Source organism: Bradyrhizobium sp. AZCC 2262, from assembly GCF_036924535.1.
In the GTDB taxonomy this organism is placed as follows: domain Bacteria; phylum Pseudomonadota; class Alphaproteobacteria; order Rhizobiales; family Xanthobacteraceae; genus Bradyrhizobium.
This window is the reverse complement of record NZ_JAZHRT010000001.1, coordinates 9,139,636-9,164,834: the sequence shown is the minus strand read 5'-3', so window position 1 is coordinate 9,164,834 and position 25,199 is coordinate 9,139,636. Positions and strand designations below refer to the sequence as shown.

The following is a 25,199-nucleotide window of genomic DNA, read 5'->3' as shown; positions in this document are numbered from 1 at the left end:
CGGCCGCTATATCCAGCCTTGCAGCTCGCGCAAAACGAGCTGACGGATCACGTCCATGCCGGGGTCGCTGTCGTTGAGGCAGGGAATGGCGGAAAATTGCTCGCCGCCATTGTGCTTGAAGATTTCTGCGTTTTCCTGCGCGATCTCTTCCAGCGTCTCCAGGCAATCGGCCGAGAAGCCGGGGGTCACGACGGCAATACGCTTTACCCCATCTTTCGCAAGCTTTTCGATGGTCTTGTCCGTATAGGGCTGCAGCCACGCGTCAAAGCCGAAGCGCGATTGAAATGTAAGGATCAGTTTTGCGGCATCAAGGCTCAGGCGCTTGCGCAGCGCATCGGTTGTTGCAACGCACTGGGCGTAATAGGGATCGCCCTTGTCGACATATTTCTGCGGCATGCCGTGAAACGACGCCACGATCAGCTCGGGCTGAAACGGCAACGTCGCGAGGTGCGCGTTGATGGAAACCGCGAGCGCCTCGATGTAATCGGGATCGTCGTAATAGGGTGGCGTTACCCGCAGCGTCGGCTGCGCGCGCATCCCGGCCAGCACCCGAAATGCTTCGTCGCTGACAGTTGCCGTGGTCGCCGCGGAATATTGCGGATAGAGAGGCACGACCAGCAGGCGGTCGCAGCCCTGCGCGGTCAGCGCATCGATGCGTGAGCGGATCGACGGGTTGCCGTAGCGCATCGCCCAATCGACCACGACGTGGTCGTGATCGGAAATCGCCTCCGCAAGCTTTTCGGCCTGGGCGCGCGTAATCGTCTTGAGCGGGGATTCGTCTCTCTCGGCGTTCCAGATCTTCCGATAGTCGCGTGCCTTGCGGCCGGGCCGCACGCGCAGGATGATGCCGTTCAGGATCAGCTTCCACTTCAACCCCTGATCCTCGATCACGCGCGGGTCGGAGAGGAATTCCTTCAGGTAAACACGCACGCCTTTGGCATCGGCGGTGTCGGGGGTGCCCAGATTGACCAGCAGCACGCCGACACGCTCCGGCATGGCTTCCGGCGGTGGCTTCGCATTTCCAATGGGGACGACCACGGTCATGATTTCGATGGCTTCGCGCGTTGCACCATCCTTGTCAAGATAACCGTCGGTTCGGTACGATTACCGGGGGCGGGAGGAACCATGACGATCGCCGAATGGTGCGTTTTCGGAACGCTGTTGCTCTATCTGCTGACGATCGCCTCGGTCAAATGGGCCGGGCATCGCCGTTTCGACAATGCCAAGCCGCGCGATCCCGCGTTCTACGAGGACGCGATCCGTGCCCGCGCGCTCGGCGCCCATCAGAACGGCATCGAGGCGTTTCCGTTCTTTGCGGTCGCCGTGCTGCTGGCGGAATTCCGCCTGGGGCCGCAGCACCTGATCGACGAGCTCGCGGTGCTCTTCCTGATCGTGCGGATCGCCTATGTCTTCACCTATCTCGGCAACCGCCCGACGCTGCGCTCGATCCTGTGGAGCCTCGGATTCGCGATCAACATCGCGATTTTCTTTCTGCCGGCGATCAGAGCTTATCTGCCGACATAAGGTCGTCACATGAAGCCTCCAAGACGTTGAGAGGACGCCGCGGGTCGGGCTCTCTCCAGGACCTTGAACTTCCGGCTCCCCGGCGATATCTAAGGGCGCTTGTGCTACAATAGAGCCATCATGCTGAAGCAACAGATTATGCGAATTCTGGGAGCGGCGGTCGTCCTGATCGCGCTTTCGTTCGCGCCGTCTGCTGCCCGGGCCCATATCGACCATCCGCACTTGGCATCCGTTCATGGCGGCCAGAGCCAGGTCGTATCTAAAGTCGCATTTCAAGCCGCTTCTCATGAATCCGAACGGCCGGCCAAGTCTGCATCGTTGAAGCCTGCATCGTTGCAGCAGGCGCAGTGGAAGCAGGCCGGGATGCCGCCGGCTTCGGACCGGAATTGCACTGGCGACTGCTGCTTGTCGGCATGCGCCGCCTGCTGCGCGACCGGGTTGCCGAGTCCCATGGCGTTCGTCGCGTTTCCCCGGAGGATAACGCGTGTTGCGTTTGGCCCGTCACAGATGTGGCCAGACCGCGAGCCTGAGTCGCTCAGGCGGCCTCCCAAATACTTCATCTGAATCCAACCGGACAATGAGTTTGCGAGGCACGCAGCGTGCTGCCCGCAAGCGACGGCAATTCAGATTGAAGGACAACCACTATGCTTTCCCGTTTTGGGCGTGCCCTGCGTGCACTCGCAGTAGCCGCAGTTCTATGCGCTGCGATCACCCCCGCTTCCGCCCACGAGGGCCATGACCACGAGGAGCAGCAGCCGGTCTCGGCAGGTGCGCTGCCACGCGGCGAGGCCGATTCCGACGCGTTCGAGATCGTTGCGATTGTCCGCGGCGAAAATCTTGAAATCTATCTCGACCGGTTCGCCACGAATGAACCGGTAACCGGCGCAACGCTTGAAGTTGAATCCCCTGATGGTCCGGTAAAAGCTGCGGCGGGTGCCGACGGCACATACCGGGTGGCAGCGCCGTGGCTCGCAAAGAGCGGCCGCAGGGACCTGATTTTCACGGTTACGGCGGGAGACACCACCGACATCTTGCCGCTGACGATTCAGTCTGCGCCCGCGGCAGCGCAAAGCGTCGCACAACAGGATGCGGCTGCCGGCGGACATCTCAGCAAGGTTTCGGTTCTTCTTGTCCTGGGCGGCGCGCTGATCGGGGCGCTGCTTTCTGCCATCGCCCTGCGCGGCAGGCGCAGGGCGGCAGCCCTTGTTATGCTCCTTCCTCTACTCATGGGTGCGCGCGAGCCGGAAGCGCATAAAGGCCACGGCCATGAGGAGGAGAAGGCGCAAATCGCCATCAGCACGGTCTCAGGCGAGCGTGCCCAGCGCCTTCCGGATGGGGCGGTTTTTGTGCCGAAGACGGTGCAGCGGATATTTGCGCTACGGACGCTGGTCGCCGAAAGCGCGGAGCACAAGAAGGTCACCGAACTTCCGGGGAGGATCATTCCCGATCCCAATGCCAGCGGGTATGTGCAATCCGCCGTCGGCGGCCGTCTTTCCCCTCCGCCAGGCGGCTTTCCCCGATTAGGCACACGGGTGAAGCAGGGCGACATCCTGGGCTATGTCACGCCACCCATCCAGGCGATCGATGTTTCCGACATGCGGCAGCGCCAGGGCGAGCTCGACCAGCAAATCTCGATCGTCGAACGCAGGTTCGCCCGCTACGAGCAACTCGCGCCGTCGGGCGCGATATCGCGGACCCAACTCGAGGACACGCGGCTCGAACTCGAAGGGCTGCGCGACCGGCGCGCATCGATTGAAAAATCGCGCCGCGAGCCCGAAGCGCTGATCGCGCCGGTTGCAGGAGTCATCGCCGAAGGCAGCGCCGTGGCAGGCCAGATCGTTCAGCCGAGCTCCATCGTCTTCAACATCATCGATCCCTCGCGGCTGTGGGTCGAGGCGCTGAGCTTCGAGAGCCTCGAACCTTCCCGCGGCGCGCGGGCGTCGACCTATACGGGCAGGAATTACGACCTTGTCTATCAGGGCACCGGCTTCGCCGATCGCAGTCAATCGGTGCCAGTGCATTTTGCCGTGACAGGCGACACCGCAGGGCTCAGAGCCGGCCAATTCCTGACCGTGCTGGTTACGACCGACGACAAGAAAGAAGGCCTCGCGGTACCACGCAGCAGCGTCGTTCGCGGCTCAAACGGCCAGGATTTCGTCTACGAGCACACAGCCCCCGAGCGATTCATGGCAAGGAGCGTACGCACGGAACCGCTCGACGGCGATCGCGTGCTGATCGTGTCCGGCTTCACTCCCGGCAAGCGGATCGTGTCGCAAGGCGCGGACCTTCTCGATCACGTGCGCTGAGGAGGCCCGCTCATGTTCACATTCCTGGTCAGCGCCTCGCTCCGCAATCGCCTGTTCGTACTTGCGATGGCGGGCATCCTCGTTCTTCTGGGCGCCTATACCGCGCGCCAGTTGCCCGTCGATGTGTTCCCGGACCTCAACCGTCCGACCGTCACCATCATGACGGAATCCGAAGGCTACGCCCCGCCGGAAGTCGAGCAGCTCGTCAGCTTCCCGATCGAAACCCAGATGAACGGCGTGCCGGGCGTCAGCCGGGTGCGATCGGTCTCGGGCATCGGACTTTCGATCGTCTATGTGGAGTTCGAATGGGGAACCGATATTTTCCGCAACCGTCAGCTGGTCGCGGAACGTCTCGCGCAAGTGCAGAGCCAGCTCCCTCTCAACGTCACCCCGCAGATCGGCCCCATCAGCTCGATCATGGGCCAGATTCTCCTGATCGCGGTGACCTCGAAGACGGCATCACCGATGGAAGTGCGCGAGATCGCTGACTTCACGATCAGGCCCCGGCTGCTCGCGGTGCCGGGTGTCGCGCAGGTCATTCCGATAGGCGGCGAGGTCCGTCAGTACCGGATCGCGCCGCTGCCTTCCGCGTTGCGCGCGCTTGGTGTGGGCTATGAGCAGATCGAGCTGGCGCTAAGACAGTTCGGCACCAACACAGGCGGCGGATTCACCGACCAGAACGCCCGCGAATTCCTGATCCGGAATATCGGGCGCACGACGAGCCTGGAAGACCTGCGCAACATCGTCGTGACCACCATCGAGGGACGTCCCATCCTGCTGCGGCAGGTGGCGAACGTTGACTTTGCGCCCAAGGTCAAGCGCGGCGACGCGGGTTATATGAGCAGGCCCGCCGTGATCGTCTCGGTCGAGAAGCAGCCCAATGTCGACACCGTGAAACTGACGCGACAGATCATGCAGACGCTGGTGGAGCTGGAGCCGAGTCTGCCGTCCGGCGTGAAGGCCAACGAGATCATATTCAGGCAGGCGAGCTTCATCGAAAACTCGATCCAGAACGTGGAGCGGGTGCTGTTCGAAGCAGCCCTTGTCGTGGCCGTCATCCTGTTCGCGTTTCTTCTCAACTGGCGCACCACGGCCATTTCGCTGACGGCGATCCCGGTCTCGATCCTGACCACGGCCATCATCTTCAAACTGCTGGGCCTGTCGATCAACACGATGACCCTGGGCGGCCTTGCGATCGCCATCGGCGAGCTGGTCGACGACGCCGTGGTCGATGTCGAAAACATCTTCCGCCGACTGCGCGAGAACAGGGAGCAAGGCAATCAGCGGTCCGTGTTCGACGTGGTGGTTTCGGCATCCAACGAAGTGCGATCGGGCATCGTCTACGCCACGATGATCATCGTCCTCGTATTCGTGCCGTTGTTTGCGCTTTCGGGGATCGAGGGACGGCTGTTCGCACCGCTCGGTCAAGCCTACATCATCTCGATCCTCGCGAGCCTGTTCGTTTCGATCACCCTCACCCCCGTAATGGCCTACTACCTGCTGCCGGGGATGAAACGCCTCGCGGAACGGGAGAGCTGGCTGGTCCGCAAGCTCAAGTCTGCGAACCATGCGGCGCTCGGCTTTGCTTTCGCTCACAGGGGATTACTGCTCGGCGTCACGGCGCTGGCGGTGCTCGGCGCCGGAGCCGGTGCGCTCGGCCTGAAGCGTGCGTTTCTTCCAGCCTTCAACGAAGGTACGTTCACGATCAGTATTGCGTTTAACCCCGGCGTTTCACTTTCCGAATCGACCCGGGTGGGATCGATCGCCGAACGCCTTCTCCTCGACGTGCCTGAGGTGATCAGCGTCGGAAGGCGCACGGGGCGCGCGGAACTGGACGAGCACGCGGAAGGCATCCATTCATCCGATCTCGAAGTCGATCTCAAGCCCTCGCGGCGACCGAAGCCCGAGATCGTCGCGGACATCCGCTCCCGGCTTTCGGTGCTGCCGCTCTCGGTCAATGTCGGACAGCCGATATCGCACAGGCTCGATCACCTGCTCTCGGGTGTCCGCGCCGAACTCGCCCTGAAACTGTTCGGCGACGACCTCGACACGCTGCGAAACAGCGCGGAAGAACTTCGTCTGCGGCTTTCGAAGATTGAAGGCATCCAGGACCTGCAGGTCGAAAAGCAGGTGCGTATCCCGCAACTCGAAATCCGCGTCGACTATACGCGGGCCGCCCTGTACGGCGTGCAGCCGGGCGCCGTGACCGATCAGTTGTCGCGCCTGTCGAGCGGGCGCGTCATCTCGCGCGTGGTCGACGGCTACAAGCGCTACGACGTCGTCATGAGGCTGCCCGACCGGCTTCGCACGACCGAGAAGCTCGGCGACCTCCTGATCAAGACCCCGTCGGGGTGGATACCGGCGCGCCAGATCGCGGACGTGAAGGAGACCGATGGGCCAAATCAGATCCTGAGAGAGAACGGCCGCCGGCGCATCGTCGTGCTTGCGAACTCGGACGGCAAAACCGACATGGCGGAGATCGTGCGGCGCATTCGCGCAGAACTGGATGCTTTGAGCCTGCCACAGGGCGTCACCGCGAGCCTTGAAGGCACATTCCAGGCGCAGGAAGAAGCGAGCCGCAGGATAGGTATCCTTTCAATCGTTTCTCTCGCGCTGATCTTTGCGATTCTCTACAGCCGCTACCGCTCCGCCGTGCTGGCCCTGATCATCATGGGTGGGGTGCCGCTGGCGCTGATCGGTTCGGTCACGGCGCTGGCGCTGACTGATCAGCCGCTGTCCGTCGCCAGCATGGTTGGCCTCATAACCCTGGCGGGGATCGCGACGCGCAACGGCATTCTCAAGATCAGCCACTACATCAATCTCGCTCTGCGCGAGCAGATGGCGTTCGGCACCGAGCTTGTCATCCGCGGAAGCCTCGAGCGCATGACGCCTGTCCTGATGACCGCGCTGTCCGCGGGGCTGGCGCTGCTGCCGCTGCTGATCGCGATAGACGAGCCGGGCAAGGAGATATTGCACCCGGTCGCCGTCACGATCTTCGGTGGACTTGTCAGCGCGACCTTGCTCGATGCGCTGATCACGCCTGTGCTGTTCCTCACGTTCGGCAGGAAACCGCTCATGCGACTGGTGCAACGGCAATCCGAGGAGCGTCTCGGCGATCATGCCGCGTCGCATTCTTATTAATCGTTCCCATCTTCCAAAGGAGACTACGCGTGAAGTTCAGATATCTCGCTCTCGGTGTTGCCTTGCTGGCCGGCCTGCCGGCCTACGCACACGAGCCGAAATCTACCCATGGCGGGCGTCTCGCCGAAGCCGGCCCTTACCATGTGGAACTGGTCGCGAAAGACACGGCGATTGAAATCTTCCTCATCGGCGAAAACGACAAGCCGGTTGATACGAAGGGCTTCAAGGGCGTCGCGATCTTCAATCTGGGAGGGAAGGCCGAACGCATCACGCTCGCTCCTTCGGAAAAGAACAACCTGATCGGAACAGCGGCCACGGCCCTGCCGGCCAAGCCCAAGGGTGCGGTTCAGCTCACAGCCCCGGATGGCAAGTCTGCGACGGCGCGATTCGACTAGCGCCACCGGGCGGCGCCGCACAAACCTTAGGCGAGAAAGCGTTCGAATTCCGCCCGGTGGGTTGCTTCACCGCCGCCGGCCGGTCATGCGCCCTAATGTCGCTCGCCCCGCAGGACTTGTCCTCGCTGCTTGAGAGTAAGCGAAACCACCTTGTCGCCGGCATCGCGCTCGAAGTCGATTTCGGCGCTAACGGAGTCCGCAACGAAGACATCCTTTTCGACGGACACGAATTCGAGCGATCGCTGGTTGGTGCCCTGAACGAAGAGCTTGGCGCCCGTCGCGGACACGCGCAGCGCAAAGTTGGGCATCAGCGGATAGTCGCCGACGTAATCTGCGAGTTGCGCTTCCGTCGGTGTCCATTTGCTCGCGACCGCCATCGGCGGATCCAGGCGCTCGGCCTCCAGAACGGCACCACCCTGAAACCAGGTGAAGGCGTATGATCCGTCCGCCTTGCGTTTCGGCCGCAACAGCGCGTCGAACTTGAGCGGATAGAAGTCGCCCGCGCTGTCGTAGCCCATTTCAAATTCGGGCTGACCGTCTGCCTGGATGGCCAAATGGCCAACGGTATGCCGCAATTCGATGCCGAGGCCGCCCCGCAGGCGGTACTTGCCGACGAGCGCGTCGATCAGTTTGGCGTCAGCCGTCGCAACGACATGCGGCGCGCCGACGAGAATGGAAGGATCGAGCAAATGCGAGCCAAGCGATCCGAGGCCGCCACTGGCGGTCAACGCCGTATCGCTGAGCAAGACCACGGCGCGCTTCGCCGCGCGATCGAACCCGGCGAACGACGAGTAACCGCCGGTGCCGCCCTCATGCGAGATGCGCGCCTGACCGTTCCGGGTGAACAGATTCCAGTTCATGCCCATCCTGTGGCCATCGACACTGGCGACTTGCTTCTGCGTCTGCTCCAGAGCAGGCGTGATCGCGCTGTCGCGCGTGCCAAGCTGGCCTTCGAGATACCGCAACATGTCCGGCAACGTCGCACGCACGCCCCCGACGCCGGCCATGTCGGGGTGAAAGTCCCACGGCACCGCAGGCGTCCCGTTGGGGAGGTGCCCCTGAGCAAGACGGACCTGCGACGGGCGCTGGGCCACATAGGTTTCGTTCATCCCTAGCGGGAGAAGCAAGCGTTCGCGCAGCAACGTCTCGTAGTCCTTGCCGCTACGTTTGGCGAGCGCATAGGACAGCACGATGACAGCGAAATTCGAATACTCCCACTTCGAGCCAGGCTCGCGTGTCAGCCGGGTGGCGGCCAACGCGTCAAGCAAATCGCGCTCGGTCGCGCCGGCATAGGGGTTGTTGACGTCGCGCGGGCGGTACGTGGTCGGGACCGCAGGCAAGCCCGAGGTGTGGGTCACGATATCGGCGATGGTAATTTCGCGACCGTTGAACGACGGCACAGGCGTTCCCGGCGGCAGCAATTTGGCGATCGGATCGCTGAGGGCAACTTCGCCGCGCGCGATGAATTCGGCCAGCAGCGCGGCGGTCATCGTCTTGGTGACAGAGCCGATTTCGAACGCGGTGTGCTCATCATATGGGCGCGGCGAATTCGGGTCCGCACAGTAATAGGCCGTCGCAATCGTGCCGCCGTCGATCACGCCGGCCGCAATACAGGCGCCGGTACGATCGCCCTTGAAACGCTGCTCGAGTGCCGCGCGCACATCGTCACTGCTGATGGCGAAGGCGGGCGCTGCGCAAAACATGACAGCGGAAAAAAGCAGGAGCTTCGCTCTCATGGATCTCTCGCAATTCTTCTTGCGGGCCGACCGCGACGGCCTCGGGGTCAATTGGGGTTTAAATGAAGGCTCGGCAAGATTCGCTCGGTCAGCACCCGATTGGGCGGCACGCCCTGGTCGCGACGATTGTAATTGCCGGCTGTGATGACGACCTGCAAATCGAGCCGTGGAAAGACATAAAGTCTTTGGCCACCATTGCCGAAGGCGGCGATCCAACGCTCCTGGCGCGGTCCGTCCGCGCTATTGAACACCATTTCGCCGAGATACCAGTGACAGCCATGTTCGCGCCGGTCACGCATCGTCACCTGCGGCTTGAACGATTCTTCCAGCCATTCGGCGGGAACGACCTGCCGCTCGTCGGCCTTGCCGCGCGCGAGGACCATCTGTCCGATACGCGCGAGATCGCGGGGCCGCATGCCGATGCCGGAGGCGAAATTTCGTTCGCCGTTGGGGCCGATGCGCCATACGGTCGGCCCAATCCCGAGCGGGTCGAACAGAACCTCACGTGCATAGTCAGGCAATGTCTGTTTGGTGCCGTTCTCCAGAATCTTCCCGATCAGCGCCGTGGCGCCGCCACAATAAATCCACCGCGCGCCCGCCGCCGCGACAATCGGCAGCCCCAGCACATGGCGATAAGGGTCGGCCGCTTTGTCCATCGCGGTCTGCCCGTTGCGCGGATCGTCGTAGGAAAGATCCTCATTCCATTCGATGCCAAGCGTCATGCTGATCGCATGCCTGATCGTCCAGCGGCGGCGCTGCTCCAGGTCCGGAAGGTCGGCGTAATCAGGGAATTGTGCAAGCAGCGGCGCATCGAGCCCCGGCACCTTGCCCTCGCGAAGCGCGATCCCGTATAGCAGGCCAACGATGCTCTTGCTCACGGAGCGCAGCTCGTGGCTGCGCTCGGCCGAGAACGCGACACGTTCAAAATGCGCTCTGCCGTATTCGTCCCGCACCTGATCGTCGCCTTCGAAATAGTTCTCGAAGACCACCCTCCCCCGCCGCACGATGATGACGCCGTGGATGTTCGGGGCCTGCCCGCCGCGAACGAATTGATCGAGCCGCTCGCCGAAGCCGGGGACAAATCCCGCATCGGCCGGCGATATTGTCTGCCACTCGTATGGCGCCGCGGCGCGCGCCAACGCGGAATAGCCGGCGAGCGCAGTGGCTCCGACCAGAAGTTTGCGGCGATCGAGCATGGAGCCCTCCCTGCAACAGGTTCGAAACCTTCGTTACCAGTGTGACTGAGTCAAGACCGCGAGACGCTGATATTTGCCGGGACAACCTCTCCTGGTGCGCGTCAGGCCAGATGCTTCTCCCGCGCAGCAATCCGCTCCCGGATCGCCCTCGATATCGGGACCGGTCGATGGGTCTGCTGGTTGGTATTGACCCACACGATTTCACCCGTCACGAGCGCCTCGTTGCCGCCCTTCAGAAAGATCGCGAGTTCGAAGGTGAGGCTTGAGTTGCCGATCCGCGCCACGCGCGCCCCGACGTCCAGCTCCCAGTCGAACCGGACCGGCGCCTTGTATTCGATGACCGACTTGACGACGTGGAAATCCTCACCCGTCTGCTTGGCGTCGGCATACTGATCGTAGCCGAGTGCACGAAAATACTCGGTGATGGTGGTGTCGAAATAGGTCAGGTAGTGCGCGTTGAAGACAACGCCCTGGCCGTCGATTTCGGAATAGCGCACCCGGAACGGGTGAAAGAACCAGAATTGTTCGCGTGACATGGGACTCCCGGTTTCGCCGTTTCGTCGGTGCTTTGCATATCTCACCGCACCACTCTGTCAAAGCGCCGCCGCTTCCGTGAAACGCAGCAAATCGGATAACAGTCCGGCTCGCCTTTTGGGTAACCAGCAGTTCTCTATCCCGGACTCGATCCGGATGTAGCGCGCGCCCCGCGGAATCTTCTCGAAAAGCGCGGTCGGCTATCGCGATTAACCTTGTGTTAAGAGATCGTCAGCCGCCGCCGAATCAAATTGCGATTTCTGAGGTAATCTCACTTGCGAAGGATCCGGCGAGTGGGGGCTCAATGTGATCAGGACTATTTGGCTCGGCTTTACATTTTTGATTGTTATGGCGGGCGTAGGCTCATTCAGGTTTGCGTTTGGTCACTTCGATGCCGCCAACGCTTCCGGTATCGTCCATCCAGAAGTCGATCGCACCGTCGACACAAAGGCATCTCAGGAGACTACCACGAAAGCTGACCGGTTGCGCGTCGCCTCCGTTCCTCCTGCACCCGATGATACCGAATTGGCGAAGACCAATGATATCGCGGTGGAATTGTTATCTCGAATATCGCCGGCGATCGTTACACCCGATATTGTCAGCCGACACTGGCCGGAATCGGCCCCTCCCGTAATTCGGCACACGAGAATTCAAAAGGCGAAGCGCAAACAAGCGAAAAACGATCCGATTGTTGCCAGCAAACCTCCGTTGGCCGCGGAGCCGAAGGCCTGCCAACTGGAAGAGTTTGACGCATTTCGTTGGGCATTCAGCTTGCTAACAGGTTGCCACATCTAGCGGTGGTTACGCGAAGCCTGTCATCGGAAGCCTAGTCGAGCGACCCGTTGGCTCCGCCGAGGGTGCGGTCAGAGACACGTCGCGCGTTCGGCGGCGAGGTAGCCGAACAGAAGACCGAGGCCGAATAGCAGCACCAGACCTGCCGCGCCGAACTCGATGCCGCGCATGATGAGCGCGCCGCTGCCCTCGCTTCCTGCGCTGAGCCGGCGGGCGAGACCCTTGGCGGACACGGCAATCACGGCGATGGTCGCGACCGTGATCGCGGTGCCGAGCCCCATCACGAAGGTCGCGGCGATGCCGGCCCAGAACAGGCCCTGCGCCAGCGCGAACACCAGCACCAGGATGGCGCCCGAGCAGGGCCGCATGCCAACGGCGAAGATCGCGCCCAGGCCGCGCTGCCAGCCGCCGGGACCGGCCAGTTGATCCGGCGTCGGCCCATGCGAATGGCCGCAATGCTCGTCATGAACATGGTCGTGGCCGTGAGCATGATGGTGGTGATGATCATGGTCATGATCGTGATCATGGTGGTGATGGCCGTGGTCGTGATCATGATGATGGCCCGCCGCCATCGCAGGCGCCGGCTTCGCTTGCAGCGCGCGCATAAAACCGCCGCCCTTGGTCCAGACCAGCCGGGCGCCGAAGGCCGCGATCAGGGCGTAGCTGGCGATCTCGATCGCCTTTTCCGCGGAGCACATGCTCTTGGCGGTGGCATTCACGAGCCAGGCGAGAATCGCAACCAGCGCCACCGCCACCAGCGCCTGCAGCAGCGCCGAGGCGAACGACAGCACGATGCCGCGCCGCGCGGTTTCCTCGTTGGCGACGAGATAGGACGAGATCACCGCCTTGCCGTGGCCGGGGCCGGCGGCGTGAAAGATGCCGTAGGCAAAGGAAATCCCAAGCAGCGTCCAGACCGCGCTGCCGTCCGATTTCGCGGCGCGAATCGTCGACGACATCTCGCGATAGAATTCGGATTGCTTGGCCAAAATCCATCCGATAAGGCCGCCGACCTGCGGCTCGGCGGCCGGGCGCGGCCCACCGAACGGATTTTGCGCCATCAGGGCGTGCAGGGCGGCGTCGAAAACGATGACGGCCGCGAACGCCGCGGCCGTGATTGCGATGCCTCGCGCAAGACCTGCGGGCAGCAACCTCACGGGCAATCGACCATGATCTTGTTGGCGAACATCGCGCCATAGTTGGAATTGTCGCCGTTCATGAAATTCTGTTCGTTCAGGCGTTGGGCATTGGCGGTGCCGTCGTTCGGCCGCTGGAACTGCATCTTGCAGGCGTCGGGCGCACCGTTGAGCTTGACCGGATCCTTGTCGTCGAACTTGAAGTCGATGAAGTAGGACGGGTCGAAGACCTCAAGCGCGGTCTGCTTCGCCTTGAACGGCGTCTTGACCGGCAGCGTGAAATGCAGCGTCAGCTCGCTATCCCTGTATTCGAGGAAATAATCCACCGGCTCGACAAACTTCTCCTTCTTGCCGTCGGCCCGGGCGAAGGTGAAGAAGTTAAACTCCTTCAGCGATTCGACATTGGTCTGCGCCAGCGGCGCCAGCTCTTCGCGGGTGTAGACCCCCTTGGTTTTGGTCGCGAGGCCCTGCAGCGCGTAGGTCGTGAACATCTCGTCAAACGTCCAGGCGTGGCGGACGCCCGTGATCGAGCCATCGGGCGCATAGACCACCTCGCTCCTGGCGGTGATCCAGACATGCGGATGGGCCTGCGCCGCAGCGGCGCCGAACGCGACGCCGATGAGCACGAACAGACCGAGTAACCCGCGCATGGTCGATATCACCTCAGGCGGCCTCCGATGTTTCCAGCAAGCCGCGCCGGCGGAGCAGCGCATCCGGCTCCGGCTCGCGGCCGCGGAAGGCGACATAGGCGTCCTCCGGGTCGCGCGAGCCGCCCGACGAATAGATGTCGTCGTGCAGGCGTTTTGCCACGGCGGGATCGAAGATGTCACCGGCCTCCTCAAAGGCGCCGAACGCGTCGGCGTCCATCACCTCGGACCACATGTAGCTGTAATAGCCGGACGCATAGTGATCGCCGGAGAAGATATGGCCGAATTGCGTGGGCCGGTGCCGCAACGCGATTTCCGCGGGCATGCCGATCTTTTCCAGCTCCGCCTTCTCGAACGCGGCAACGTCGCGGCTGGCCTCCGTCGGCTGGGTGTGGAATTCGAGGTCGACCAGCGCCGAGGAGACGAACTCCACGGTGGCAAAGCCCTGGTTGAATTTTCGGGCGGCGAGGAAACGCTGCAGCAGGTCGTCCGGCAGCGGCTCGCCGGTCTGGTAGTGCTTTGCGAACTGCCGCAGCACCTGCGGCTGCTCCTGCCAGTGCTCGTAGAGCTGGGACGGCAGTTCGACGAAATCGGTGAAGACGGCTGTCCCCGACAGCGAAGGATAGGTCACGTTGGACAGCATGCCGTGCAGGCCGTGACCGAACTCGTGGAACAGGGTGCGGGCATCGTCCGGCGACAGCAGCGACGGCTCACCATTGGCGCCCTTGGCGAAGTTGCAGACATTAATGATCAGCGGGGCGATCTCGCCGTCGAGCTTCTGCTGGTCGCGCAGCGAGGTCATCCAGGCGCCGGAGCGTTTTGAGGACCTGGCGAAGTAATCGCCGTAGAACAGCGCCTTGTGCTGGCCGGCGGCGTCCTTGACCTCCCACACCCGGACGTCCGGATGCCAGACCGGGATGTCTTTCCGCTCCGAGAAGGTGATCCCGAACAGGCGGGTGGCGCAGTCGAAGGCGGCCTCGATCATGTGGTCGAGCACGAGATAGGGCTTGATCGCGGCGTCGTCGAAATTGGCGCGGCGCTGCCGCAGGATCTCGGCGTAGTAGCGCCAGTCCCACGGGGCGAGCGTGAAATTGCCGCCCTCCTCGGCGATCAGGGCCTGCAGCGCGTCGCGGTCGGCCAGCGCCCGCGCCCGGGCCGGCTTCCAGACCCGCTCCAGGAGGCTGCGCACGGCCTCCGGCGTCTTGGCCATGGAATCCTCCAGCCGGTAGGCGGCGTAGGTCGCAAAGCCCATGATCCTGGCGGCCTCCTCGCGGAGGCCAAGGATCTCCACGATGGTGGCGTTGTTGTCGTTGGCGTTGCCATTGTCGCCGCGCGCGGTGAAGGCCTTGAAGACCTTCTCGCGCAGGTCGCGGCGCGACGAGCTCTTCAGGAACGGCTCGACCGAGGAGCGCGACAGCGTCACGATCGCCTTGCCTTCCATGCCCCGCTCTTCGGCGGTCGCCTTTGCCGCGGCGACGAACGCCTCGGGGAGGCCGGCGCGATCGTCCTCGCCGAGCTCCATGAACCAGTCCTGCTCGTCGCCGAGCAGATGGTGGCTGAACGAGGTGCCGAGCTGGGCCAGCCGCTCGTTGATCTCGGCCCGCCGCTTCTTGGCAGCCTCGTCGAGGCCGGCGCCGGCGCGGTAGAAATTGGTATAGGTGCGCTCCAGAAGCCGCGTCTGTTCAGCCGTCAGGCCGAGCTTGGCGCGCTTCTCGTGCAGCATCGCGATACGGCCGAACAGCACCGCGTTCATCATGATCGGGTTCCAGTGCCGCGCCATCCGCAAGGAGACTTCCTTGTCGATCTCCAGAATCGCCGGATTGGAGTGCGCCGAGACCAGGTCGTAGAACACGGCTGCGACCTTGGAGAGCAGCTTGCCGGAGCGCTCCAGCGCCGTGATGGTGTTGGCGAAGTCCGGCAGGGTGGGATCATGGGTGATCGCCGCGATCTCGGCGGCATGGTCGGCAAAGGCCTGCTCGAAAGCAGGCAGGAAGTGCTCCGGCTCGATCTCGGCGAAAGGCGGCGTCTCGAACGGCGTCTGCCACGGCTGGAGCAGCGGATTTGCTCCGGCTTCCGGAGCCGCTGCCGCGTGCTGGGTTTCTGACATCACAATTCCCGTCTTTTCCTTGAAAACATGCGGCAATCTATATCACGCGATGCGGCATTTTTGGGCCTTTTACGCTTGATAGATGGAGCCTTTTCGGAGAGATTGCGCCCCTTGAACAGGACCTTTTTCATGAACCCACAGCCCGCCTCCTCCTCCCGCGCGATCGTCTGGCCGAGCGTCATCACCGTCATCTCGGCGGCGATCCTGATCGGCGCAGAGGTGTTCGGCGCGGCGTTTGCCGGCGGCTGGGCGCTCGCGATCCTGTTCGGCCTCGACGACACCGCCGCGCACATCCTCCAGGCGGTGCTGTTCGGGATCGGCGTGCTGATCATGGTGGCATTCATCCGCGCCGCCCAGCGCATCGAGCCGTTCACAAAACGCGCCTGACGCTCCCGCACAAACGCATCTGACGCACGATGCGAGAAACCGCTGCGGCACAGGCGCTCAAGCGCTCAAGCACTCCCGAGAATTCTTAACGTCCATTCATGTTTGTCGTCAGCGGCTCGCGCTGAAAACCAATTTGTAATCACGCATGGGGAAATTTGTCCCCAGCCTAAAAAAAATGTTGCGAAGCAGAATCAAAAGTCTTATTTCCAGCCTTGCCCAATTTCGCACGTGCCTGTGGTCGTGTGTCAGTCGGTAGGTATCCGGACAAGAGGCCGGACAGCCGCCAAGGGGTGGAAGAACCGAGGGTCGCTCCATAAGCGGCCAGCATCTCTCTCAAGAGATGCCGTTGAAGGTCTCTCCATCCTTTGCAACCGTGACTGGCAGCCGGAGGCGAACCGGCGCACCCCGCTCTCAACGGGGGACGCGACTTAAAGCAACGACGGATCGGGCTTTTTTGGTCTCTACCGGCATTCCAACGCCGGCGCGGGCTACTGAAAAGGCTTGTCCTTCATTGCCAGGTGTGCGGGCGGGAAATTCCCAACCAATCCACGGCAGCACAATTCGGTCTGAGTTCAAGGCCTTGTCGCGTCTCCATCGTGCGGCAACGCCGGCAAACTCACGTCCGAGATCACATTTGAACGGGTCCCGTCGCTGGGCCGTTTGGAGGGTGCTATGACCGAACGTATTCAGGAATTCCTGCGCAACCGCCGCAGCGAGGGCCAGGACACCGAGCCGTGCCTCGTGGTCGACCTCGAAGTCGTGCGCGACAACTACCAGACCTTTGCGAAGGCCTTGCCGGACAGCCGCGTGTTCTACGCGGTGAAGGCAAATCCGGCGCCCGAAGTGCTGCAGCTTTTGGCCTCGATGGGCTCGTGCTTCGACACGGCCACCGTCGCCGAAATCGAAATGGCGCTGGCCGCAGGTGCGACGCCGGACCGTGTCTCCTATGGCAATACGATCAAGAAGGAGCGCGACATCGCGCGCGCCTTCGCGCTCGGCATTCGCCTGTTCGCGGTCGACTGCGCTGCAGAGGTCGAGAAGGTCGCCCGTGCCGCCCCCGGCGCCAAAGTGTTCTGCCGCATTCTCTATGACTGCGCAGGCGCCGAGTGGCCGCTGTCGCGCAAGTTCGGCTGCGACCCGGAAATGGCGGTCGAGGTGCTCGACCTCGCCAAGCGTCTGGGCCTGGAGCCGTGCGGCATCTCGTTCCATGTCGGCTCGCAGCAGCGCAAGGTGAAGGCGTGGGACCGTGCGCTGGCGATGGCCTCGACGGTGTTCCGGGACTGCGCCGAGCGCGGGATCAGCCTGTCCATGGTCAACATGGGCGGCGGATTCCCGACCAGGTACCTCAAGGACGTTCCTCCGGTCGTGCAGTACGGCCGGTCGATCTTCCGTGCGCTGCGCAAGCATTTCGGCAACCAGATCCCGGAAACCATCATCGAGCCGGGCCGCGGCATGGTCGGAAATGCAGGCATCATCGAGACCGAAGTCGTTCTTATTTCCAAGAAGAGCGACGAGGACGAGGTGCGCTGGGTGTATCTCGACATCGGCAAATTCGGCGGTCTCGCCGAGACGATGGACGAGTCGATCCGCTACGCCATCCGCACCCCGCATGACGGTGCGGACATGACGCCGTGCGTGCTCGCAGGACCGACCTGCGATAGCGCCGACGTGCTGTACGAGAAGATGCCGTATCCGCTTCCGGTGACGCTCGAGATCGGCGACAAGCTGCTGATCGAGGGCACCGGGGCCTATACGTCGACCTACTCGTCGGTGGCGTTCAACGGCATCCCGCCGCTGCGGACCTACCACATCTAAGCAGCCTCGTTTGAGGTTCGAATAACGGGAGCCGGTGCGCCGGCTCCCTCCCCTCATTGCGAATTCCAAGACAACGCTTTGCGCGGCTTGCTGGCCGTTGCGAGCGGGGACTGACGTGCCATGACTGCTTTGCGGAAGACCACGATTGCCCTCAAATCCGATGCCGCTCCGTTCGCGATCCGTGCGGAGCGAGCCTCGGACGTCGCCGCGCGTGAAGCGCTGCTGGATGCCTGCTTTGGCGACGACCGCCATATGCGCACCTGCCAGCGCCTGCGCGACGGACGCGCGCCCGCCGAAGGCCTTGCCTTGTCGGCCGTGCGCCAGGGCCGCCCGGTCGGATCCGTGCGGTTGTGGCACGTCAGCGCCGGGGGCATCCCGGCGCTCATGCTCGGCCCGCTGGCGGTGGAGGCTTCCTCCCGCCGGCTTGGCGTCGGGGCTGCGCTGATGGACCACGCGCTCGCGGCGGCGAAGGCGCGTGGCCATCGCGCGGTAATCCTGCTGGGCGACGCGCCCTACTACGCCCGCTTCGGCTTCTCGGCCGCGAAGACCGGCGAGCTGACGCTGCCGGGCGCCTTCGAGCGCGAGCGGCTGCTCGGCCTGGAGCTGCGCGAGGGCGCGCTCGACGGGGCCTGGGGCATGATCGCGGCGACCGGCGCGCCGTTGCTTAAACCCAAGGCAGGCCGGGCCAGGAAGGCGCTGCTCGTGCCGCGCGTGGCCTAAGGCCCATGCCGGAGAGCCTTTCGCACGACGGCGCACGTTCGCGCGTCCGCAGCGTCATCACGACGGTGCTCCTGATCATGATCTCTGTCATGATCGTCAGGGACATCCTCGTGCGCCGCTGGGGCGGCCCCACGCCGCCGCCAGCCTCCGACGTCACCCGGCAATCCCGATAACCCCCGCGAGGGGTTGCGCCGATCGGGGAAAAGCCCTTAAACCGCGCCAAAACCGGCCAACTTCTTGGAAACCGAGGTCCCGATGCCCCGCCATCTCGTCTCCACCGGCTCGCCCTTTGAAAAGGCCGCCGGCTACAGCCGCGCCGTCCTCGACGGCAACATGGCCTTCGTGTCCGGCACCACCGGCTACGACTACACGACCATGACGATGCCTGCGGATGTCACGAGCCAGGCACGGAACTGCTTTAGGACGATCGAGGCCGCGCTGAGGGAAGGCGGCTTTGCCATGCACGACATCGTCCGCGCCACCTATTACATCACCAATCCTGCGGACGCGGACGCCCTGTTCGCGGTCTGCGGTGAGGTGCTGGGCCAGATCAGGCCGGCCGCCACGCTGCTGGTGGTCGCCGGCCTCTACAGACCCGAGATGAAGGTCGAGATCGAAGTCACCGCCAAACTGCGTTCCGACTGATCGGAAGCGAACGCCGCCATCCATCCAATCTTCTGGAGACCAATATGAGCCCGTCCTCGCAAATCCTTGCGAAAATTTCCGGCCCCATCGTCATGGTCGGCTTCGGCTCGATCGGCAAAGGCACGTTGCCAATGATCGAGCGGCATCTCGATTACGACAAGTCGCGCATCACCGTGATCGATCCCAAGGACGAGGGCCGCAAGGCGCATTGCGAGAAGCACAATGTACGCTTCATCCAGAAGGGCGTGACCAAGGACAATTATCGCGAGTTGCTGACCCCGCTGCTCACTGAAGGCGGCGGCCAGGGCTTTTGCGTCAATCTCTCGGTCGATACCGGCTCCACCGACATCATGGAGCTCTGCAACGAACTTGGCGCTCTCTATATCGACACCGTCAACGAGCCCTGGCTCGGCTTCTATTTCGATTCCTCGAAGGGCCCGGAAGCGCGCTCCAACTACGCCCTTCGCGAAGTGACGCTGGCCGCCAAGAAGGCGCGCCCCGCGGGCTCGACGACGGCCGTCTCGTGCTGTGGCGCCAATCCCGGCATGGTCTCCTTTTTCGTCAAGCAGGCGCTGCTCAATGTTGCCGCTGATCTGAAACTCAATGCCCCCAAGCCGAAGACCAAGGCCGAATGGGCGGACTTGATGCGGCAGGCCGGCATCAAGGGCATCCACATCGCCGAACGCGACACCCAGCGCTCCAAGTCGCCAAAAGAGCCTGATGTCTTCGTCAACACCTGGTCGGTGGAAGGCTTCCTGTCGGAAGGCGTACAGCCGTCCGAACTCGGCTGGGGCACCCATGAAAAATGGATGCCCGAGAATGCGCGTACCCACGAAGCCGGCTGCGGCGCCGCCATCTATCTGATGCAGCCCGGCGCCAACACGCGCGTGCGCACCTGGTGCCCGACGCGCGGCGCGCAGTATGGCTTCCTCGTCACCCACAACGAGTCGATCTCGATCTCCGATTACTTCACGGTGCGCGACGCATCGGGCACGGCGGTCTATCGGCCGACCTGCCACTATGCCTATCATCCGGCTGACGATGCCGTGCTGTCGCTGCATGAAATGTTCGGCCGGGCAGCGAAGATGCAGGAAAAGCACCACATCCTCGATGAGAACGAAATCGTCGATGGCATCGACGAGCTCGGCGTGCTGCTGTTCGGCCATGACAACAATGCCTACTGGTACGGCTCGCAGCTCTCCATCGAAGAGACCCGCAGACTCGCGCCCTATCAGAACGCCACCGGCCTGCAAGTGACCTCCGCCGTGCTCGGCGGCATGGTGTGGGCGCTGGAAAACCCGAACGAAGGCATCGTCGAAGCCGACGAGATGGACTTCGATCGCCTGCTGGAAATCCAGCTGCCGTATCTCGGCCCGGTGAGAGGTTTTTACACCGACTGGACGCCGCTCACCGACCGGCCGGGACTGTTCCCGGAGGATATCGATACCTCGGATCCCTGGCAGTTCAGGAACGTCCTGGTCCGGTAACGCGGCACGGCGGGGCCGCCGACGGCAACGCGGCCCCTGAGGCTCCCGCTGCAGCGCACAGCGGGCGTCTCGATCCCGGGCGTAGAACTACGCACGGGAACCCCGAGACCGCGTAACACTCGATTAATTCAATCGCGCGACCCTGAGGGGTAAATTTCTACGAGGGCTGACGGCCGTCGCCGCGGCTTTTTCGAGCGAGGGCTCCTGGTGGGAGCGACAACATGCGCGTAATCATCGCCATCGTCCTGTCGGCCGCGGCACTGGCCGCGTGCACGCCTGAAAGCAACAGCGACGTCACGGGATCGATTGAGGATTGCGCCCGCAAGCTGTACAGCGAGTACAATCCCAAGGACAAGAAACAGTGCGTCACAGTGTGCATCGCCTGCCAGCGCGGCGTGATGACGACCTGCTCGACCGCCTGCACGCTGAGGGGCGCGCAGTGAGCGTTGGCAAAAAGCCCGCGCGTCACTTCGCCATGTAATCGAACGCGACCGTCCCGAGACCCAGCGTCAGATCTGACTTGAAATGCAGCGCGGAGACCACTTCGCGCACCGGCAGCCGCGCCACGTCGGCGAGCGCATGCGGGAACAGGCCGAGCGCGGCAGGGCCGGTCCACGCCTCTTTCAGGGTGATGTCTTCGAGATAGTACCGGACCAGCTCGCAGATCCGCGGGCTGCCATCGACATGCGGGATGATCTTGAGCATGAAGTTCGGCGCCTTCATCCCCTTCAGCACCGTGTCGTGATCGACCTCTCGGTGTTTGTAGCCCATGGTGGCGCTGACGCAGAGCACTGAGCCATAGTGCAGCGTTCCGACCAGCACGTCGCTCTCGACGGCAATTTTCGGCGACGCCAGTTTCTTGGGAAATCCCCAGAGCTCGCGGCCGCCGGCGATCGGCCCTTCGTCGTCGAGATACATCGAGTGGACATAAGCGCCGTCCTCGCCCCTGAATCGGACCGGGATCACCTGGCCGGTTTCGGTGTAGTCGCCGAAGCCCGTTGAATCGGGCATGCGGATGAATTCGTATTTCACGACCGGCTCGGCAACCTCCAGCGGCTCCGGCACCACGGCGGCGAGTGCTTCCGGATCGGTGCGATAGGTGATGATGAAATATTCGCGGTTGAAGAAACGATACGGCCCCCGCGGGAATGACGGGTTGGTCAGCGGCATCGAATAGGCAGTTCGCCTGACGTCGTCGATTTTCATCGCTTGCCTCATCTGTCATCTACACGGACGCAATGAGAGATTATGGGGCAGCTGACGGCAACAGGCGAGACTGTAAAATCGGCAGAGCGCTCCAGACACCGTCACGATGCCGTCATTTCCGTCAGGCGACGCCGCCGAGATAGAGCCGCTTGACGATATCGTTGGCCTTCAACTCGTCGACCGACTGCGCTGCCACCGCGATCTCGCCGTGCACGATAATGTAGCCGCGGTCGGCGATCCGGATCGCCTGGTTGAAATTCTGCTCCGCCATCAGCACCGTCAGGCCGACGCGCTGCTTGAGTTCACCGATCTTGGTAATCGTCTGCGACACCAGTAGCGGCGACAGCCCGACCGAGGGTTCATCGATCAACAACAGGTGCGGCGAGGACATCAGCGCGCGCGCAATCGCCAGCATCTGCTGCTGTCCACCGGACATGGTGCCGGCGAGCTGGTTGCGGCGCTCCTGCAGGGCGGGAAAAGTCTCGAACGCCAGCGCGAGATTCTGCCGGATGGCGCTGCGGGCCGATTTCCGGAACGCGCCGAGCATCAGGTTTTCCGTCACCGTCAGCTTGGGAAACAACCGCCGTCCCTCGGGCACCAGCGCGACGCCGAGATCGACGATCGCCTCGGGCGAGAGTTTGGTCAGATCGTGCGCCCGCCCGTCGACCGAAAGCGACAGCCGGCCGCGATCCGGACGGACCAGGCCCATGATGCACTTCATCAGCGTGCTCTTGCCGTTGCCGTTGGTGCCGAGCAAGGCAACGGTCTCGCCGGCCTCGACATGGAGCGTGACGCCGCGCAGCGCCTTGACGGCGCCGTAGCCGGCATCGAGGCCCTCGATAGCAAGGCTAAGTGCCAAGGTAAGCCTCCTGCACCCGCTTGTTGGCCATCACCTCGGCCGGCGCGCCGATCGCAATGATTTTTCCGGCGTCGAGGCACATCACCCGCTCGGAAAAACGCATCACCGCCTGCATGATGTGCTCGATCATGATGATGGTGATGTCTTCCTCCCCGAGGCTGATCAGGAGATCCAGCACCTCATCGACCTCGGAAGAGGAAAGTCCCGCCATGGCTTCGTCCGAAATCAGGAGCTTCGGCTGTACCGCCAGCGCGCGCGCAAGCTCCATCTTGCGCAATTCCACCTGGCTCAGCGTGTCGGTCGGCGCGCCGGCTTTGGCGGCAAGGCCCATCCGCGTCAGGATCGACATCGCGACATCTTCCTCCGGCAGACTGGAGCCGACCGCAGCAAAGTCGAGCCCGACCATGAGGTTTTCGAGCACCGTCATGCTCTTGAACGGTCGCGGAATCTGGAAGCTGCGGGCGATGCCGCGGCGCGCACGCAGATGCGGCGGCAATTGGGTGATGTCTTCGCCGCAGAACACCACGCTGCCGGTCTGCGGCCGCAACGCGCCGGAAATGCAGTTGATCAGCGTCGTCTTGCCGGAGCCGTTCGGTCCGATCAGCCCGAACCGCTCGCCCTTCCGGATGTCGACGCTGATATTGTCCAACGCGGTGAAACCACCGAAGGTCTTGGTAAGGGTTCCGACTTGCAGCAAGGGCGCGTCCGGCGCGGCTGTTACCGTCATGGCTTGCCCCCCGCGCGCAGACGATAGCGCGGCCGCAACAGCCCGATAATGCCCTTCGGCGCGCCGACCACGAACAGCACCAGCATGATGCCGAGCACCAGCACGTTGACTTCCGAGGAGATGGTCACGGCGAGAAGCTGTTGCGTCGAGCCGAGCAGGATGGCGCCGAGCACCGGGCCGATCCAGTGGGCGGTTCCGCCGATCAGCGCCATCGCAAGCGCCGACACCGAGTAGCTCAAATTGAATGCCGAGGAGGGATCGGCATATTGCAGGTACATGGCGGCGGGCGCCCCGGCCGCGGAAATCAGCGCGCCCGATATCATGCAGGCGACCAGTTTCAGCTTCAGGGTCGGCACACCCGTGCACTCGGCGGCGAGTTCGTCATCCCTGAGCGCCTGCAGGCCGCGACCGATCCGGGAATTCTGGATGTAGCGTGCCGTGGAGACGGCGATAACGACCAGGACCGCTTGCACGAAGAACAGCATCTTCACGTAACTGTCGAATGGCGCCATCACCGGCGGCCGCTGGATCTGGATCCCGGCCGCACCGCCGACGAACCGCCAATTCATTACGCAAGTCTCGATGATGATCGCCAGCGCGATGGTGGCGATCGAGAAAAAGATGCCGCGCATTCGCAGCGTCAACAGGCCGACGCCAAAGCCGAGCGCCAAGCCGACCGCCGCAGCGGCGGCGATCTGCACCACGAGCGGCGCGCCTGTCGCCTTGAAAAGCGCCACCGCCGTGTAGACGCCGACGCCGAAAAAGGCGTTGGTACCGAAATTGACGTAGCCGGCGTAGCCGCCGAGGATGCTCCAGGCGACCGCGAGCGCGATGAACTGCAGGATGACGTAGCCGGCAAAAAACGGATACTCGTTGCGGACGATTTGCGTCATCGACAGCACGGCGGCGAGGAAGATGGCCACGCCGGCCCAGAATACGATGCTATGGCGATGCTTCATCATCGGCCGAGCAGACCTTGCGGCCGGACGGCGAGCACGGCGAGCAGCATTGCGAACGAGATCGCCGGCGCCCAGGAGGCGCCGAACATCGTCAGCACGATCGATTCGGCGACGCCGAGGATGATGGCCGCGATCAGCGTGCCGCTGATGCTGCCGAGCCCGGCCATGACGACGACGCAGAAGGTCCGCCCGATATAGGCGCGGTCGAGGGTCGGCTCGACCGGCGCCACGATAATCAACAGCGCACCGGCGATCCCGAGCACGGCGGTGGCGATACCGAAGGCAAATTGCTTGATGCGGACCGGATTGGCTCCCATCAGCCGCAGCGCCTCCTCGTCCTGCGCGACGGCCCGGATCGCACGGCCCATGAAGGTTTTCGACAGATACACGGCGAGCAGCACCGTCAGCCCCAGCGCCACCGCGAACGCGACGAGCTGCCGGATCGGTATCCGAAACTCGCCGAACCGCCAGGACTTGCCGATATAGGTCGCCGTGACCGAGCGCTGGTCGACGCCGAACTGCATGATGATCAGCACCTCGATGATGAAGGCGATGCCGAAGAAAAACGCGATACCGCGGACGCCTGCGTCGCTGCCGCGCCGCTCGAAGGTCTCGTAATAGACGCGGTAGGCGAGCAGGCCGAACAGGAAAAACAGCGGCGTGATCACGAGCCCTGCCAGCAGCGGATCGATGTCGTAGCTTTCGTTGAGCTGGAACACGCCGTAGGAGGCGAGCACCAGGAACGCCGGATGCGCGACATGGGGAACGTCGAGCAGTCCGAACGAGACGGACAGCCCGACGCTGACGGCCGCATAGAAGCAGCCGAGCAGCACCCCGAGCACCACCGCACCGAGCAGCAGGTCCATCGAAAACACGTCGAGAT

At 63.2% G+C, this 25,199-nt stretch carries 25 protein-coding genes; 12 read left to right on the top strand and 13 right to left on the bottom strand.

Translation table 11 applies throughout. The annotated features are described in order from the left end of the window. Positions 1–6: 6 nt before the first annotated feature. A complete protein-coding gene (hemH, locus tag V1283_RS43030; protein WP_334392635.1) occupies positions 7–1,044 on the bottom strand; it encodes a ferrochelatase in 1,038 nt (345 codons plus the stop codon). An 81-nt stretch (positions 1,045–1,125) separates the two neighbouring features. Between hemH and V1283_RS43025 the strand changes: the two genes are divergently transcribed. Further along, positions 1,126–1,524 carry an MAPEG family protein gene (locus tag V1283_RS43025; RefSeq protein ID WP_334392634.1) on the top strand — a complete coding sequence of 133 codons (399 nt, stop codon included), beginning with the start codon at positions 1,126–1,128 and terminating at the stop codon, positions 1,522–1,524. A gap of 284 nt (positions 1,525–1,808) precedes the next feature. Here the strand turns inward: V1283_RS43025 and V1283_RS43020 are convergent, their stop codons facing one another. After that, positions 1,809–1,976: a hypothetical protein gene (locus V1283_RS43020; RefSeq protein WP_334392633.1), complete on the bottom strand. Its 168-nt coding sequence runs from the start codon at positions 1,974–1,976 to the stop codon at positions 1,809–1,811. Positions 1,977–2,168: 192 nt separating this feature from the next. On the opposite strand from V1283_RS43020, the gene V1283_RS43015 reads away from it, so the two are divergent. Genes V1283_RS43015 through V1283_RS43005 form a run of 3 tightly spaced genes read left to right on the top strand, consistent with a single transcriptional unit; the run spans position 2,169 to position 7,366 of the window. Next, complete coding sequence (locus V1283_RS43015; RefSeq protein ID WP_334392632.1) at positions 2,169–3,830, top strand: efflux RND transporter periplasmic adaptor subunit; 1,662 nt, start codon at positions 2,169–2,171, stop codon at positions 3,828–3,830. A gap of 12 nt (positions 3,831–3,842) precedes the next feature. Beyond that, on the top strand, positions 3,843–6,971 hold the full coding sequence (locus V1283_RS43010; protein ID WP_334392631.1) for an efflux RND transporter permease subunit: 3,129 nt from the start codon (positions 3,843–3,845) through the stop codon (positions 6,969–6,971). A gap of 29 nt (positions 6,972–7,000) precedes the next feature. Next, positions 7,001–7,366 (top strand): hypothetical protein, encoded by a 366-nt coding sequence (locus tag V1283_RS43005; RefSeq protein ID WP_334392630.1) that lies wholly within the window; start codon positions 7,001–7,003, stop codon positions 7,364–7,366. Between the two features lie 92 nt (positions 7,367–7,458). Here the strand turns inward: V1283_RS43005 and V1283_RS43000 are convergent, their stop codons facing one another. The 3 genes from V1283_RS43000 to V1283_RS42990 form a co-directional block, all read right to left on the bottom strand. After that, positions 7,459–9,102: a serine hydrolase gene (locus V1283_RS43000; RefSeq protein WP_334392629.1), complete on the bottom strand. Its 1,644-nt coding sequence runs from the start codon at positions 9,100–9,102 to the stop codon at positions 7,459–7,461. Positions 9,103–9,149: 47 nt separating this feature from the next. Continuing rightward, on the bottom strand, positions 9,150–10,298 hold the full coding sequence (locus V1283_RS42995) for a serine hydrolase domain-containing protein (RefSeq protein WP_334392628.1): 1,149 nt from the start codon (positions 10,296–10,298) through the stop codon (positions 9,150–9,152). Between the two features lie 101 nt (positions 10,299–10,399). After that, positions 10,400–10,834 (bottom strand): acyl-CoA thioesterase, encoded by a 435-nt coding sequence (locus V1283_RS42990; protein WP_334392626.1) that lies wholly within the window; start codon positions 10,832–10,834, stop codon positions 10,400–10,402. Between the two features lie 304 nt (positions 10,835–11,138). Between V1283_RS42990 and V1283_RS42985 the strand changes: the two genes are divergently transcribed. Continuing rightward, positions 11,139–11,627: a hypothetical protein gene (locus tag V1283_RS42985; RefSeq protein ID WP_334392625.1), complete on the top strand. Its 489-nt coding sequence runs from the start codon at positions 11,139–11,141 to the stop codon at positions 11,625–11,627. A 68-nt stretch (positions 11,628–11,695) separates the two neighbouring features. Here the strand turns inward: V1283_RS42985 and V1283_RS42980 are convergent, their stop codons facing one another. From V1283_RS42980 to V1283_RS42970, 3 genes are read right to left on the bottom strand one after another with little or no spacing between them, the layout of a single operon-like run. Continuing rightward, positions 11,696–12,784: a nickel/cobalt transporter gene (locus V1283_RS42980; protein WP_334392624.1), complete on the bottom strand. Its 1,089-nt coding sequence runs from the start codon at positions 12,782–12,784 to the stop codon at positions 11,696–11,698. Beyond that, positions 12,775–13,407, bottom strand: coding sequence for a DUF1007 family protein (locus tag V1283_RS42975; protein ID WP_334392623.1), 633 nt, complete (start codon positions 13,405–13,407; stop codon positions 12,775–12,777). Before V1283_RS42975 ends, V1283_RS42980 begins: the two co-directional genes overlap by 10 nt. Positions 13,408–13,420: 13 nt before the next feature. Next, entirely contained in the window at positions 13,421–15,511 is a 2,091-nt protein-coding gene (locus tag V1283_RS42970) for a M3 family metallopeptidase (RefSeq protein WP_334392622.1), read from the bottom strand. Between the two features lie 129 nt (positions 15,512–15,640). Between V1283_RS42970 and V1283_RS42965 the strand changes: the two genes are divergently transcribed. From V1283_RS42965 to V1283_RS42935, 7 genes are all read left to right on the top strand, one after another. Further along, complete coding sequence (locus tag V1283_RS42965) at positions 15,641–15,898, top strand: hypothetical protein (protein WP_334392621.1); 258 nt, start codon at positions 15,641–15,643, stop codon at positions 15,896–15,898. A 672-nt stretch (positions 15,899–16,570) separates the two neighbouring features. Then, positions 16,571–17,713, top strand: coding sequence for a type III PLP-dependent enzyme (locus V1283_RS42960; RefSeq protein WP_334392620.1), 1,143 nt, complete (start codon positions 16,571–16,573; stop codon positions 17,711–17,713). Between the two features lie 120 nt (positions 17,714–17,833). After that, the gene (locus tag V1283_RS42955) at positions 17,834–18,433 is read left to right on the top strand and encodes a GNAT family N-acetyltransferase (protein WP_334392619.1); all 600 of its coding nucleotides are present in this window, start codon (positions 17,834–17,836) and stop codon (positions 18,431–18,433) included. Positions 18,434–18,438: 5 nt separating this feature from the next. Then, positions 18,439–18,606: a hypothetical protein gene (locus V1283_RS42950; RefSeq protein ID WP_334392618.1), complete on the top strand. Its 168-nt coding sequence runs from the start codon at positions 18,439–18,441 to the stop codon at positions 18,604–18,606. 82 nt (positions 18,607–18,688) lie between these two features. Next, positions 18,689–19,078 (top strand): RidA family protein, encoded by a 390-nt coding sequence (locus tag V1283_RS42945; protein ID WP_334392617.1) that lies wholly within the window; start codon positions 18,689–18,691, stop codon positions 19,076–19,078. A gap of 44 nt (positions 19,079–19,122) precedes the next feature. Further along, positions 19,123–20,565 (top strand): homospermidine synthase, encoded by a 1,443-nt coding sequence (locus tag V1283_RS42940; RefSeq protein WP_334392616.1) that lies wholly within the window; start codon positions 19,123–19,125, stop codon positions 20,563–20,565. Between the two features lie 221 nt (positions 20,566–20,786). Next, entirely contained in the window at positions 20,787–21,008 is a 222-nt protein-coding gene (locus V1283_RS42935) for a hypothetical protein (protein WP_334392615.1), read from the top strand. A 22-nt stretch (positions 21,009–21,030) separates the two neighbouring features. Here V1283_RS42935 and V1283_RS42930 read toward each other — a convergent pair whose 3' ends face one another. From V1283_RS42930 to V1283_RS42910, 5 genes are all read right to left on the bottom strand, one after another. After that, the gene (locus tag V1283_RS42930) at positions 21,031–21,771 is read right to left on the bottom strand and encodes an acetoacetate decarboxylase (protein ID WP_334392614.1); all 741 of its coding nucleotides are present in this window, start codon (positions 21,769–21,771) and stop codon (positions 21,031–21,033) included. 121 nt (positions 21,772–21,892) lie between these two features. Continuing rightward, the gene (locus tag V1283_RS42925; RefSeq protein ID WP_334392613.1) at positions 21,893–22,630 is read right to left on the bottom strand and encodes an ABC transporter ATP-binding protein; all 738 of its coding nucleotides are present in this window, start codon (positions 22,628–22,630) and stop codon (positions 21,893–21,895) included. Further along, positions 22,620–23,357 (bottom strand): ABC transporter ATP-binding protein, encoded by a 738-nt coding sequence (locus V1283_RS42920; protein WP_334392612.1) that lies wholly within the window; start codon positions 23,355–23,357, stop codon positions 22,620–22,622. Before V1283_RS42920 ends, V1283_RS42925 begins: the two co-directional genes overlap by 11 nt. After that, positions 23,354–24,316, bottom strand: a complete 963-nt coding sequence (locus tag V1283_RS42915) for a branched-chain amino acid ABC transporter permease (protein ID WP_334392611.1) — start codon at positions 24,314–24,316, stop codon at positions 23,354–23,356. Before V1283_RS42915 ends, V1283_RS42920 begins: the two co-directional genes overlap by 4 nt. After that, complete coding sequence (locus V1283_RS42910) at positions 24,316–25,182, bottom strand: branched-chain amino acid ABC transporter permease (RefSeq protein ID WP_334393390.1); 867 nt, start codon at positions 25,180–25,182, stop codon at positions 24,316–24,318. The genes V1283_RS42915 and V1283_RS42910 overlap by 1 nt, the downstream gene beginning before the upstream one ends. Positions 25,183–25,199 lie beyond the last annotated feature (17 nt).